A 13,701-nucleotide genomic window follows, 5' to 3' on the forward strand; every position below is an offset into this window, starting at 1 on the left:
GGAACCGCCGCCAGCGGGTCAGCAGCCGGTGAGGACGACCTCGCGCAGTTCCTCCAGCCGTGGCTCACCCGTCCCGGAGAACTCGCGGGCCAGGGCCCGCAGGTCGATGTCGGGCAGCAGCCGGGCCTCGGACCCCAGCTGCACGAGCGGTGCCCTCTGGAGCACCCGCGGCCCGGCACCGGCCGGGCCCCGGCGCGCCTGCTCCGGGTCGCGCCAGGTGAGCGGCTCGATGCCGCGCAGCGCACCGATCGCGAAGGCGACCCGGGCACCGTCGACCTCGACGAGCAGCAGGCAGGAGGTCACCGACCCGCCGGCCGGGGACCGCCCCAGCACGGTGGCCAGGTCGACCACCGGCACCGCGGCGTCCCGGTGCAAGGCCACGCCCAGGACGGCACCCCCGACGTCGGCCGGGAGCAGGTCGGAGGGGAACGGCAGGATCTCGCCGACCTGGTCCAGCGGCGTGGCGACGTCCACGCCGGCCGAGTGCAGCAGGTAGGGACGGCCGGCGCCGTCGACCGCGTCCTCGGTGCCGGAACGCGGCGTGGGCACCGCCGGGTCGGCCGCGTCGCTCCGCGTGTTGACCGTGGCGAGGCTGACCAGGTCGGGCTCGGCCATCAGCGCCGTCCCGTCGAGGACCAGGCAGGCCGCCGCCCCGCCGGGCTGCACCGTCCCGGTCAGCAGGTCCGGCCGGCGGGTCGCCGCCGGTGGGAAGGGCAGCACACCGGCGGCGGGGACCTCCAGCAGGTCCAGCAGCTCGTCGAGGGCGAGCACGACGTACCCGTGCCCCAGGTCGAGCACGAGACCGGCCCCCGCGTCGCCGTCGGGCATCCGGCCCAGGCCCAGCAGGGCGAGCGGGTCGACGACGGGCACCTCGGAACCGGCGAAGTCGACGACGCCGCGGCACAGCGGCCCGGTCAGCACCGACGGGCGCGGCGTGAGACCGGGCAGCGTGGTGTGCACGGCGGCCACGTCGAGAGCGAGGACCGACTCGCCGCAGCGGACGGTGACCAGGCGCCGCACGGGCGCGCCGGTGCCGTCGCCCGGCTCGTCGAGCGGAGCCGCGGCCCGCGTCAGGTCGCGGACGACGGGGACCCCCGGCCGGCCGAGGACCGCCGCCGCGTCGAGCACGCTGACCGGGCAGCCGGTCTCCGGGTGGAGGAACGCGGAGGCGAACAGCAGCTCACCCGCGGTGGCGGTGACCGGGACCAGCGCCGCCTCCCGCACCCGCACCATGCCCCGCACCTCGTCGACGAGCAGGCCCAGCGCCGAGCCGCCGTGCGCCACCACGACGGTGACCTGGTCCGGGCCCCGGTCCGCCGGCCGGCCGATGAGCGGCCGCAGGTCGAGCACCGGGAGCACCAGCGTCCGCAGCGGCATCGCCCCGAGCAGGCCGTCGGCGGCCGCCGGCAGGCCGGCCAGCCGCGCCGGGCACGGCACCACCTCGCGCAGCGAGGCCAGCGGGACGGCGACGTCCATGTCGGCCAGCCGGAGCAGGCCGAAGACGGCGTCGGCTCCCGTGGGCGCCGCCGGCGTGCCGGTGGCCGGGGCGGGGGAGGTCGCGGGGGACACCACGGTCAGGAACCGGTGTCGACGGTGGCCAGCTCGTTGATGAGCTTGTCCACCTCCTGCGAGGCCGCCTGCTGGACCCGCGTGGACTCCGAGATCGTCCTGATCGCCTCGTTCGTGCGGGCCACGCTGCTGGCGATCCGCTCGAACGCGCCCTCGGCCCGCTTGGAGACCTCCGAGCCCTGGTCCACCCGCTCGGCGGACTCCTCGATCAGCTTGCCGATCTGCTGGGCGGCCTCCGACGACCGCTCGGCGAGCTTGCGCACCTCACCGGCGACGATGGAGAACCCGACGCCGTGCTCGCCGGCCCGCGCGGCCTCGATGGAGGCGTTGAACGCCAGCAGGTTGGTCTGGTTGGCGATCTCGCCCATCACCCGCACGATCTCGCCGATCGACGTCGAGGACTTCTGGATCAGGCCGATCGCCTCCAGCGACGCCCGCAGCGCCTCCACGCCCTGCTCGGCGTTGCCCGACGTCTCCTGCGCCAGGTCGGTGGCCGTCCGCGAGCTGCGGGAGATCTCGTCGATGGACGTCGCGAGGTTGCGCACCGTGGCGGTCATGTCCCGGGCGCCCTGGGCGACCTTCTTCTCCTTCTCCACCTGCTCGGTGATGTCGAAGGCGTACTTGACCACCTTGAACGGCGTGCCCGACAGGTCGAGGACCGGCGTGTACGTCGCCTGGATGTAGACGTCGCGGCCGTAGTTGCCCTTGCGGTGGAACCGCCCGGCGACGCTCTCCCCCCGGCCCAGGCGCAGCCAGAAGTCGCGGTACTCCTGCGACTGCTTGTAGTCGTCGGAGCAGAACATGCTGTGGTGCTGGCCGGTGATCTGGCGCAGCGAGTAGCCCATCGTGCGCAGGAAGTTCTCGTTGGCGGCCAGCACGGTGCCCTCGAGGTCGAACTCGATGACCGCCTGGGAGGCGTCGACGGCGTTGATGCGCGCCTCGATCTCGGCGTTGCGCAGCTTGGCCTCGGAGACGTCGCTGGCGAACTTGACCACCTTGAAGGGCCGGCCCTCGGCGTCGAAGATCGGGTTGTAGGTGGCCTGCAGCCAGATCTCCTGCCCGTTCTTCCTCAGCCGCTTGTACTCCCCGCCCTCGAAGTGGCCGGCGCCCAGCCGCTCCCAGAAGTCGGCGTACTCCTGGCTCTGCGCCAGCTGCGGCTCGCAGAAGACCCGGTGGTGCTTGCCCTCGATCTCGGCGAGCCGGTACCCCATGGCGTCGCAGAAGTTCTGGTTGGCCGTGATGATCGTGCCGTCGAGCGCGAACTCGATGACCGCCTGAGCCCGGTCCAGGGCAGCGACCTTGCCGAGGTACTCGGCGGTGCGCAGCTGGTCCGCGCTGATGTCGCTGGCGAACTTGACGATCTTGACCGGCCGACCGGTCGGGTCGAGGATCGGGTTGTAGGTCGCCTGCAGCCACACCTCCCGGCCGCCCTTGGCGAGCCGCTTGTACTGGCCGCTCGTGAACTGGCCGCGCGCGAGGTCGTGCCAGAAGTCGGCGTACTCGGGGCTGGCGGCCAGTTCCGGCTCGCAGAACACCCGGTGGTGCTTGCCCTGGACCTCGGCGAGCGTGTAGCCCATCGTCTCGAGGAAGTTGGCGTTGGCGGTGAGCACCCGGCCGGACAGGTCGAACTCGATGACGGCCTGCGCGCGGTCGATCGCCGTCACCTTGCCGAGGTGGTCGATCGTGGCGAGCTTGGCGGCGGTCACGTCGCTGGCGAACTTGATCACCTTGACCGGCACGCCGTCGCCGTCCAGGACCGGGTTGTAGCTGGCCTGCAGCCAGATCTCGGTGCCGTCCTTGCGCAGCCGGCGGAACTCGCCGGACACGTGGGCGCCGCCGGCCAGCTGGACCCAGAAGTCGGCGTACTCCTGGCTCTCGGCGTGGGCGGGGTCGCAGAAGATGCGGTGGTGCTGGCCGCGGACCTCCTCCAGCGACCAGCCCACGGCGTCGAGGAAGTTGCGGTTCGCGGTGATGATCGTGCCGTCGACGGCGAACTCGATGACCGCCTGCGAGCGGTGGATCGCGTCGATGACGCTCTGGAACTCGTGCAGCGTCTGGGTGACAGGGGTCTTGTCGGCAGCCGAGGCCATGGGTGAGCGCCTTCCGGGACGTGTGCGCCCGGACCTCTGTGACCGGGACGCCGGGACCTTCGGCCCTGGCCGCCCTGGCCTTGAGTCCAGTTCCGTTCCGGCTCCCCGCTAGGGGTGAGGAATCCGCCGCTCCTCGCCCGGGACGCGCTCCCGGGGCGTCCTACGGGAGGCGGACGGCCAGCACGGCCGCCGAGGTCGCGTCGAGCAGGTCGGCCATGACGATGCCCTGCACGCAGCCGGCGACGGCGTTCCAGGCCCCCGCGGCGGCGGAGGAGGGGTCGAAGCCGCCGTCGAGGAACGCCCGGACGGCGAGCAGCTGGGCGGTGGCCAGCGTCCGGGTGCGGCCGGTGACGTGCGCGGCCCAGGACGCCTCGTGCATCGCGGCCGCCCACGGACGGCGCTCGGCGCGGGAGGCGTCGACGGCGGTCATCCAGCGGGCCCGCCCGGCGGCGTCCAGGGCGCGCAGGCCGGTCAGCAGCCCGGACAGCTCGCCGGTGGCCGGGCCCAGGTCGAGCTCCGGCGTGGTGGCGACCCCGGTGGCGACGGCGACGCCGAACGGGCCGGTCAGCTGGCGGTGCACCAGCGGCGGCAGCACCGCGGCGGCCCAGGAGCCCACGGCGGCGTCGGCGAGCACGTCGGCCGCGGCGTCCCGCACGTCCGGGTCCACCAGGGCGGCAGCCGGGTGCTCGGGGCCGAGGACGTCCTCGCGGAGCACCCGCTCGAGGGCGGCGGCGTCCCCGATCGTGCTGCGCTCGAGCTGGGCGACGAGCACGGCGGCCCGGTCGCTGCCGGGCAGCGGGTCGGCGGCGGTGCGCAGGTGCGGGACGGCGGCGGCCAGCTCGCGTGCCTTCCGCGCGCGGACGGCGACGACCGCGCGCTGCTCGCGGTCCCGGCCGGCGGCGGGGTGCACCGCGGCCAGCCGCTCGAGCGCGGGGGCGTCGGCGGCGAGCCCGGCGAGGAGGGTGTCGGCGACGGCGCGGCCGGCCGGCAGGCGGACCAGGTCGAAGCCGAGCGTGGCGGCACTGACCAGCGAATAGGGCACGGCAGGCCTCCCAGACGACGTCCCCCGAGGTGAGGTCGCTCCAGACTGACCGTGACCGGCGCGCAGCGCCACGTGAGCGTCACCCGGTGGCCGGACCCCCCAGGGGTGAGCCGTCGCGCGCCGCACTGGACCGTCCCCACGCGATCACACTCCGTAGCCGGACGTGCGCCGACCCCCGGCCGGACGACCCTCCGGAGAGAGGGGCCGCCGACCGGGGGTCGGGGGAGGAGCGCAGGCCGCCGGGGAAGGTCCGGCCGCGCCCGAGTGGTGAGGTGCTGGAACGGCCACCCTTCAGGGACCCGCGCCGAGCGGGCGAGGCGTGGGGGGAAGGGTGGTCCTTCAGGGGCTGACGGCCTTGTGCACGTCGAGGGCCAGCAGCAGCTGACCGTCGAGCTTGAACGCGCCGCGGATCAGGTCGCGCGCCTGCCCGGCGAGGGTGTCCGGCGGGGCCTCGAAGTCGGCCGGGTCGACGTCGACGACGTCGGCGATGGCGTCGACCAGCAGGCTCACCGCCTCCCCGTGCAGCCGGACGACGATGACGACGGCGTCGGTGCCCTCGGGGCGGCTGGGCCGGCCCAGCCGCTCGCGCAGCTCGATCGCGGTCACCACCTGCCCGCGCAGGTTGATCAGGCCGGCGACGGCGGCCGGCGCCAGCGGCACGCGGGTCAGGCCCTGGCTCTTGAGCACCTCCTGCACGTGCGCCACCTCGACGCCGTAGAGGTCGCCGTCGAGCCAGAAGGTGGCCAGCTGGCCGCCGATGGCTGCTGCCGGGCGAGCGGCCTGGGCAGTGGTCACAGGGAGACCTCCAGGAGGGACGCGGGGACGCCGTCCGGCGTCCCGGGGACGGGGGCGGAGTAGAAGGCGGGGTCGGCGGCGAGGATCGCCGCGCGCACGTCGAGCAGCTCGGTGACCTTGTCGCCGAGGACGGCCGAGCCCAGCAGGCCCATGTCGTCGATGTCGCTGCGCACTGCCGCCTCGCCGTCGACGATGTCGAGGATCTCCTCGACCACGATGGCCACGCTGCGCCCGTGGTCGGTGTAGACGATCACCTCGAGGACCTCGCGCTCGCTGTCGCCGAAGGCGCCCAGGTGCCGGTCGAGCCGGACGATCGGCAGGATCGCGCCGCGGTACTGCACGACCTCGCGGTTGCCGACGCGCTCGACCGACTCGGTGCGCACCTGCTCCAGCCGGGTGACCGTGTCCAGCGGGATGGCGACCCGGCGGCCGCCGCCGATGGCGGCCAGCAGCATCCGCTGGCGCTCGGCGTCGGTGGCCGCGGCCTGCAGCGCCGCCGTGCGGGACTCCTGTCGCTCGCTGGTCTCGGTGCGCAGTGCCCGGCGGGCCAGTGCCTGCACGTCGAGGATGAGCGCCACGGTGCCGTCGCCGAGCACGGTCGCGCCGGAGTAGAGGCCGATCGCCTTGAGCTGGCCGCCGACGGCCTTGACGACGATCTCCTCGGTGTTGATCACCCGGTCGACGACGAGGCCGAAGCGCCGGCCCTCCGAGCGCAGGACGGCGATGACCACGTGCCCGTCGTGCCGGTCGGAGGTCAGCCCCAGGACGTCGGTGAGCCGGACGAGCGGCAGCAGCTCGCCGCGCAGCCGGTAGACCGGCGCGCCGCCGACCTCCTCGACGGCGTTGGCCGCCTTCTCGGCGTCGAGGGAGACCAGCTCCTGCAGGCTGATCTGCGGGATGGCGTAGCGGTCACCGGCGCACTCCACGGTCAGCGCCGGGACGATGGCCAGGGTCAGCGGGATGCGCAGCCGGGTGCAGGTGCCCCGGCCGGGGACCGACTCGACCTCGATGGTGCCGCCGATGGACTCGATGTTGGTCTTGACGACGTCCATGCCGACGCCGCGGCCGGAGACGTTGGTGACCTTCGCGGCGGTCGAGAACCCGGGCAGGAAGACCATCTGCAGGATGTCCTGCGGGCTCATCCGGGCCAGCGCCTCGGCGGTGACCAGCCCGCGCTCGACCGCCTTGGCGCCGATCCGGGCCGGGTCGATGCCGGCGCCGTCGTCGGCGACCTCGACGACGACCTGGCCGCTCTCGTGCCGGGCGCGCAGGGTCAGCACGCCCTCGGCCGGCTTGCCGGCCCGCACGCGCGCGTCGGCGTCCTCGATGCCGTGGTCGACGGAGTTGCGGACCAGGTGGGTCAGCGGGTCCTTGACCGCCTCGAGCAGGGTCTTGTCCAGCTCGGTGTCGCGGCCCTCCATCTCCAGCCGGATGGACTTCTCCAGCTGCAGGCCCAGGTCGCGGACGACGCGCGGCAGCTTGGACCAGATGTGGTCGATCGGCTGCATGCGCGTCTTCATGACGCCCTCCTGCAGCTCGCTGGCGATGAGGTTGAGCCGCTGCGAGGCGCGCACCAGGTCGGTGTCGGTGGAGCGCCCGACGTACTGGACGATCTGGTTGCGGGTGAGCACCAGCTCCCCGACCAGCAGCATGAGCTCGTCGAGCAGGTCGACGTCCACCCGGATGGTGCTGTCGGCGACCGCCCGGCGGGTCTGGCCGGTGCCGCTCTCGGCGGCGGGGACGGCGTCGCCGTCGGGCGCGGCGGGGACGGCGTCGCCGTCGGGCGCGGCGGCCTCGGGCTCGGGGGCGGACTCGGCGACCGGCGCCGGCCGCGGCGCCGGGACCTCGGCCGCGGGGGCCGGCACCTCGGCGGCGGGCGCGGTGTCCGCGGTGGCCTCCGCGGCCTTCGTGGCGGCCGCCTTCTTGGGGGCGCGCTTGCGCGCGGGCGCCTTGGCTGCGGCAACCGGCTCGGCGGGGACCGGCGCGGGCGCCGGCTCGGCCGGGGCGTCCTCCATCGCGGCGCTGATGCCCGCGACGACGGCGGAGACGTCGACCGACCCCTCGCCGCCGTTGGCCTCGATGGAGGCGAGCAGGGAGCGGACGGTGTCCACCATCTGCAGCAGCACGCTGGTCCGCTGCGGGGTCAGCTCCAGCGCGCCGTCCCGCAGCCGGGAGAGCATGTTCTCGCCGACGTGGGTGACCTCCTCCAGGCGGTGGAACGCCAGGAAGCCGCTGGTCCCCTTGATGGTGTGGATCGTGCGGAAGATGCTCGAGAGCCGCTCGCGGGAGTCGGGCTCCTGCTCGAGAGCGACCAGGTCGGCGTCCAGCTGGTCGAGGTTCTCGTGGCTCTCGACCAGGAACTCCTCGACGATGTCGTCCAGACCGTCCACGTTGCTCTTCTCTCTTCGTACCGGAAGCGGGGGATGCGCTCTGGTGGGTGTTCGGCGGGAGTGGTGCTCAGGTCAAGCCCAACGGCCGACGTGGGCCCGCCGGCCGGGAGACCCCGGCCGGCGGGCGGTGCTCAGTAGCTGAAGCGGGAGACGCCGGTCCGCAGCTCGGCGGCCATCCGGGACAGCTCGTCGATCGCGACCCGGGTCTGGGTCAGCGCCTGGGTGGTGGAGTCCGCCGCGGCCGAGACCCCGGTGATGTTGTCCGCGATCTGGCCCGACCCGCTGGCCGCCTCGGTCACCGACCGGGACATCTCGTTGGTCGTCGCGGTCTGCTCCTCCACCGCCGAGGCGATGGTGGTCTGCCGGTCGGAGATCTGCGCCACGATCGAGGAGATCTCCCCGATCGCGGCCACCGCCGCGGTGGTGTCGCCCTGGATCGCCTGCACCCGGCGGGCGATGTCCTCGGTCGCCTTCGCGGTCTCCTGGGCCAGCTCCTTGACCTCGTTGGCCACCACCGCGAAGCCCTTGCCCGCCTCCCCGGCGCGCGCGGCCTCGATGGTGGCGTTCAGCGCCAGCAGGTTGGTCTGCTCCGCGATCGAGGTGATCACCTTGACCACGTTGCCGATCTCCGCCGAGGACTCCCCCAGCTTCGCGACGGTGGCCGTCGTGGTCTCCGCAGCGGTCACCGCACGCGCGGCGACATCGCTGGCCTCGGCCGCGTTCGTGGCGATCTCCCGGATGCTCGCGCCCATCTGCTCGGCACCGGCGGCCACGGTCTGCACGTTCCGGCTGACCTCCTCGGCCGCCGAGGACACCACACCGGACTGGGCCGAGGTCTCCTCCGCCGAGGCCGAGATCTGCGCCGAGGACGCCGACAGCTCCTCCGACGACGCGGCGACGGCGTCCGCCGAGGCCACGACCGAGGCCATCACCTGACGCAGGTTGGCCACGGCCTCGTCCAGGGAAGCGCCCATCCGACCCAGCTCGTCGTTGCTCTCCAGCCCGGCGGTCCGGGTCAGGTCACCGGCAGCCAGCCCCTCGGTCACGTCCTGCACCCGGCGCAGACCCCGCGCGATGCCGGTCGCGACCCACAGGCCGACGCCCACGGCGAGCCCGATGCCGGCGACCAGGATGACCAGCGAGGTGGTCCGCTGGGTGGCGGCGGCGTCCGCGGCGGCGACGGCGGCGTCCTCGGCCTCCGCCTTCTCGATCTCCAGCAGCTCGTTGAGGTCGGTCTCGACCTCGCCGGCCAACGGCCCCACCGTGGTGTCGTTCGCCGCGACCCAGGCGTCGACCTGGTGCGTGAGGGCGAGCGGGGCGAGGACCGTGTCGGCCTGGCTCCGGTACTCCTCGTAGTGCTCGGCCAGCTCGGTCGCCAGCTCCCGCTTCTCCGGCGCCGAGGTGTCGGCGAGGTAGGTGTCGAGAGCCGTCTGGAAGCGGGCCCCGACCTCGTCGATGGCATCGAGCGCCTGCTGCGCCTCGACCGGGTCGGTGGTGAGCACGGCGTCGCGGGTGGCCACCCGGGTGTCCTTGACCGCGCCGCGCATGGCCGCCACGTTCGTGATGCCGTGGACGTTGTCGTCGAGCATCTCCTGGGTCCGGTGGGCGGACGCGTTGAGAGCCTGCAGGCCGAGGAGGCCGACGACGGCGGCGACGAGCGAGGCGACCCCCACCGCGAGGAGCACCTTCGTCTTCACCCCCCGGTCGGCGAACCAGTGGGCGCGCCGCCGGCCGGCGGCGGGCAGGGACGTGGTGCTCATGGCGTTCTCCTGGGAAGAGATGGGGGGTGCTGGGTCGGCCGCCATCTCCCCGAGGGGCATTCGGCCGTGCGCAATGAATGTGACGGCACACCCGCCGTTTTGTGCACCCGAACACGCCCCGTCGGACCAATCGTTACCGATTGTGCGGGTGACCGGACAATGGCGGTCCCCATGTCGACACAGGTGCTCCACGCCATTGTGGGCCTCGACCGGGAATGGCGACGGGGCGACAGCCGGGACCCCGGCTGCCGCCCCGTCGGGAACGGTGGCGAACGCGCGCGTCAGTAGGTGAAACGCCCCACCGTGGTGCGCAGGTCGGCGGCCATCCGGGAGAGCTCGTCCACGGCGGTGCGGGTCTGGGTCAGCGCCTGGGTGGTGGAGTCCGCCGCGGCCGAGACCCCGGTGATGTTGTCCGCGATCTGGCCCGACCCGCTGGCCGCCTCGGTCACCGACCGGGACATCTCGTTGGTCGTCGCGGTCTGCTCCTCCACCGCCGAGGCGATGGTGGTCTGCCGGTCGGAGATCTGCGCCACGATCGAGGAGATCTCCCCGATCGCGGTCACCGCCGCGGTGGTGTCGCCCTGGATCGCCTGCACCCGGCGGGCGATGTCCTCGGTCGCCTTCGCGGTCTCCTGGGCCAGCTCCTTGACCTCGTTGGCCACCACCGCGAAGCCCTTGCCGGCCTCCCCGGCGCGGGCGGCCTCGATGGTGGCGTTCAGCGCCAGCAGATTCGTCTGCTCCGCGATGCTGGTGATCACCTTCACCACGTCGCCGATCTCCTTGGACGACTCCCCGAGCTTGCTCACCGTCGCCGTGGTCGTCTCGGCGGCACTGACCGCCCGGTGCGCCACGTCGGAGGCCTCGGCCGCGTTGCTGGCGATCTCCCGGATGCTCGCGCCCATCTGCTCGGCACCGGCGGCCACGGTCTGCACGTTGCGGCTGACCTCCTCGGCCGCACCGGCCACCACCCCGGACTGCGCCGAGGTCTCCTCCGCCGACGCGGCGATCTGGGCCGAGGACGCCGACAGCTCCTCCGAGCTGGCCGCTACCGCATCCGCCGACGCCACGACCGACGACATCACCGCGCGGAAGCCGGCCACGGCCTCGTCCAGGGAGGCGCCCATCTGGCCGAGCTCGTCACGCGAGGTGACGCCGGAGGACGCGGTCAGGTCACCGGCAGCCAGCGCCTCGAGCGCGGCCTTGACCCGCTGCAGCGGCCGGGTGATCGACCGCATGATCAGCCAGCTGATCGCCAGGATGAGCGCGACGCCGATCCCCGCCACGACCTGGGTGATCGTCCCGGTGCGGTCGATGCTGTCGACCAGGGCCCCCTCCGCGTCCTCGGTCGCCGCCTCGAGCGCGTCCTTGGCCGCGCCGACGGTCCCGTCGGTGAGGTCGTTGGCGACCTGGATCTGCTCGTAGCCGGCCCGCGCGGCGGCCTGGTCGGCGACGGCGGTGTCGACGAACGCGCCGACCGCGGCGGTGTAGTCGTCGAAGCTCGCGCGCAGCTCGGCCACGGCCGTGGCGCTCTCGCCGGTGAGCTCGATCTCCGAGAGCTCGGTCAGCAACTCGTCGGCGGTGGCGGTGTCCTCGGCGACCTCGGTGCGTGCCTCGGCCGGGACCTCGCGGACCAGCGCGCGGAACGCGTCGACCTTGAGCTCGCTGGCCCGGGTGTCGAGCTGGAGGACGAGGCCCTGTGCGTGGACCAGCGCCGTCATGTCCTGGTCGGCCTCTCGGGCGGCGCTGTTGCCGACGAGGACCGAGCCGACGAGGCCGCCGAAGGCCAGGACGCTGACGCCGGCGAGGGCGCCGAACTTGACCGACAGCGGCCGGTCGGCGAACCAGCCGGAGCGTCCTGCGGTCGGGGGAGTGCGATCGGGCATGGTGCTGCTCCTGGGGAAGGGAGGTGCAGGGGATGTCGCGAGGAATTGCGGTGCTGGCTCGCGGCGCAATGGTGTGCCATTCCGCGAGGCGGGCGGCTCCGTCGAGGTGCGTGTCGCACCGGGGGTTGCGAGAATTGTCGGCGACCGTTCTCCGCCCGTCCTCTTGTCGACACGGGCAGCCATTCCCGAGCGCCGGGCGCGGTCGGCCCCGTCCGACCGCGCCCGGGTCCCTCAGTAGCTGAAGCGGCTCACCGAGGTGCGCAGCTCGGCGGCCATGCGGGACAGCTCGTCGACCGCGGTGCGGGTCTGGGTCAGCGCCTGCGTGGTCGATTCCGCGGCCGTCGAGACGCCGCCGATGTTCTCCGCGATCTGACCCGACCCGGCGGCGGCCTCGCTGACCGACCGGGACATCTCGCTGGTCGTCGCGGTCTGCTCCTCCACCGCACTGGCGATGGTGGTCTGGTAGTCGTTGATCTTGCCGATCACCTCGCTGATCCGCCCGATCGCGGCCACCGCACCGGTGGTGTCGCCCTGGATCGCCTGCACCCGCCGGGCGATGTCCTCCGTGGCCTTCGCGGTCTCCTGGGCCAGCTCCTTGACCTCGTTGGCGACCACCGCGAACCCCTTGCCCGCCTCACCGGCACGCGCGGCCTCGATGGTGGCGTTCAGCGCCAGCAGGTTGGTCTGCTCCGCGATCGAGGTGATCACCTTGACCACGTCACCGATCTCCTTGGAGGAGTCACCCAGCTTGGTGACCGTGACCGTCGTCGTCTCCGCCTCGGTGACCGCCTGCGCGGCCACCCGCGCCGCCTCCGCGGCGTTCTGGCTGATCTCCCGGATCGAGGCACCCATCTGCTCCGCGCCGGCCGACACCGTCTGCACGTTCCGGGAGACCTCCTCGGCCGCACCGGACACCACACCGGACTGCGCGCTCGTCTCCTCCGCCGACGCCGAGATCTGCGCCGAGGACGCCGACAGCTCCTCCGACGACGCCGCCACCGCGTCCGCCGACGCCACCACCGACGCCATCAGCTCGCGCAGACCGTCCACTGCGGAGTCCAGCGAGTCGCCCATCCGGCCCAGCTCGTCCCGCGACGCCAGGTCGGCCCGGACGGTGAGGTCGCCTGCGGCCAGCGCGGCGGCGACACCGCCGACCGAGCGGACGGCGGCGACGATCTGGCGGGCCACGACGACACCGAGCCCGAGGGCGACCAGGCTCCCCACGAGGAGCGCGATGATGATCGTGGTGCGCGAGTCGGCGTAGGCGGCCTGCGCCCCGGACGCCCGCTCAGCGGCCTGCGCCTCCTCGGCGGCGAAGGCGGCGGCCAGGTCGGTCTCGGCGACCTGGATCGCCGGGATGAGCTGCGTGTCCCGCGCCTGCTGGTACGCAGCCAGGTCGTTGACTCGGGACAGCGGGATGACGACCCCGTCGCGGATGCGTCCGACCTCCTCCCAGTGCTCGGTGAACGCCTCCACCGCCGCCGGGTCGGCGGCGCTCGGCCGGTAGGAGGAGAGCAGCTCGGCCAGCTCGGCCTCGTGGTCCTCGATCGCGATCTCGATGCGGTCCATGGACGCGGCGTCCAGGCTGGTCGCGTGGTTGAGCGTGTCCAGCCGCAGCTGCATCGCCGTGCGCTGTGCCTGGGCCAGCACGGTCATCGGCTGGACGTTCTGCTCGTACATGGCCTGGGTCTCGTCCGCGGTCTTCCCGAGGTTGACCAGGCCGAGCAGCCCGACACCGACGGCGACGACGAGCGTCACGAGGACCGCACTGAGGATCTTGACGAGGACGGGGAGGTCGCGTGCCCGGGCGAGCACGGAGCGGGAAGCGGGGACAGGCATGGGAGGTCTCTCTCGGGGGGCGGGGGCGGCGTCCGGAATGGCGCCGAGAGAAGTGTGGGGACAGCGACGCCCCCAGCCCACGCTTGAGGGTCTCAAGCGACGAAATCGTCACCGACCAGGCGGGTCAGCCATTCCCGCGCGGCGATGTGTCGACTTCCGGTGAGAAGTCGTCGTCCGGTGTGGAATGGCGTTCCGGGGTCCGGCCGATGCGCGGTCGGGCAGGAGTGCGCAGGTCGCCGGCCGAGCGCCTCACGGCGGGAGCGCCCCGGGCCTTCGCTGGAGGGTGCACAGGTCGACACCGCAGGGACGGTGACCGCCGGGCGCCCGGCCGGT

At 73.5% G+C, this 13,701-nt stretch carries 8 protein-coding genes; all 8 read right to left on the bottom strand.

Features of this window, described 5'->3' with window-relative positions; translation table 11 throughout:
- Window positions 1-18 precede the first annotated feature (18 nt).
- Window positions 19-1,572, bottom strand: coding sequence for a chemotaxis protein CheW (locus tag BLR12_RS11460; protein ID WP_255363435.1), 1,554 nt, complete (start codon window positions 1,570-1,572; stop codon window positions 19-21).
- Window positions 1,573-1,574: 2 nt separating this feature from the next.
- Complete coding sequence (locus BLR12_RS11465; protein ID WP_091377734.1) at window positions 1,575-3,659, bottom strand: methyl-accepting chemotaxis protein; 2,085 nt, start codon at window positions 3,657-3,659, stop codon at window positions 1,575-1,577.
- Window positions 3,660-3,819: 160 nt separating this feature from the next.
- Entirely contained in the window at window positions 3,820-4,701 is an 882-nt protein-coding gene (locus tag BLR12_RS11470; RefSeq protein ID WP_091377736.1) for a hypothetical protein, read from the bottom strand.
- A gap of 339 nt (window positions 4,702-5,040) precedes the next feature.
- Window positions 5,041-5,496: a chemotaxis protein CheW gene (locus BLR12_RS11475; RefSeq protein WP_091377738.1), complete on the bottom strand. Its 456-nt coding sequence runs from the start codon at window positions 5,494-5,496 to the stop codon at window positions 5,041-5,043.
- Window positions 5,493-7,886: a chemotaxis protein CheA gene (locus BLR12_RS11480; protein ID WP_091377739.1), complete on the bottom strand. Its 2,394-nt coding sequence runs from the start codon at window positions 7,884-7,886 to the stop codon at window positions 5,493-5,495. The genes BLR12_RS11475 and BLR12_RS11480 overlap by 4 nt, the downstream gene beginning before the upstream one ends.
- Window positions 7,887-8,017: 131 nt before the next feature.
- Window positions 8,018-9,646 (bottom strand): methyl-accepting chemotaxis protein, encoded by a 1,629-nt coding sequence (locus tag BLR12_RS11485; protein ID WP_091377741.1) that lies wholly within the window; start codon window positions 9,644-9,646, stop codon window positions 8,018-8,020.
- A 281-nt stretch (window positions 9,647-9,927) separates the two neighbouring features.
- Window positions 9,928-11,529, bottom strand: a complete 1,602-nt coding sequence (locus tag BLR12_RS25535; RefSeq protein WP_091377742.1) for a methyl-accepting chemotaxis protein — start codon at window positions 11,527-11,529, stop codon at window positions 9,928-9,930.
- Window positions 11,530-11,760: 231 nt separating this feature from the next.
- A complete protein-coding gene (locus BLR12_RS11495) occupies window positions 11,761-13,368 on the bottom strand; it encodes a methyl-accepting chemotaxis protein (protein ID WP_091377744.1) in 1,608 nt (535 codons plus the stop codon).
- Window positions 13,369-13,701: the final 333 nt, after the last annotated feature.

This window comes from Geodermatophilus sp. DSM 45219 (assembly GCF_900104025.1).
In the GTDB taxonomy this organism is placed as follows: domain Bacteria; phylum Actinomycetota; class Actinomycetes; order Mycobacteriales; family Geodermatophilaceae; genus Geodermatophilus.

What these genes read in the sequence shown, in the direction of transcription:
- BLR12_RS11465 (WP_091377734.1), bottom strand. Translation starts at nt 3,659, where the DNA reads ATGGCCTCGGCTGCCGACAAGACCCCTGTCACCCAGACGCTGCACGAG.
- BLR12_RS11485 (WP_091377741.1), bottom strand. Translation starts at nt 9,646, where the DNA reads ATGAGCACCACGTCCCTGCCCGCCGCCGGCCGGCGGCGCGCCCACTGG.
- BLR12_RS25535 (WP_091377742.1), bottom strand. Translation starts at nt 11,529, where the DNA reads ATGCCCGATCGCACTCCCCCGACCGCAGGACGCTCCGGCTGGTTCGCC.
- BLR12_RS11495 (WP_091377744.1), bottom strand. Translation starts at nt 13,368, where the DNA reads ATGCCTGTCCCCGCTTCCCGCTCCGTGCTCGCCCGGGCACGCGACCTC.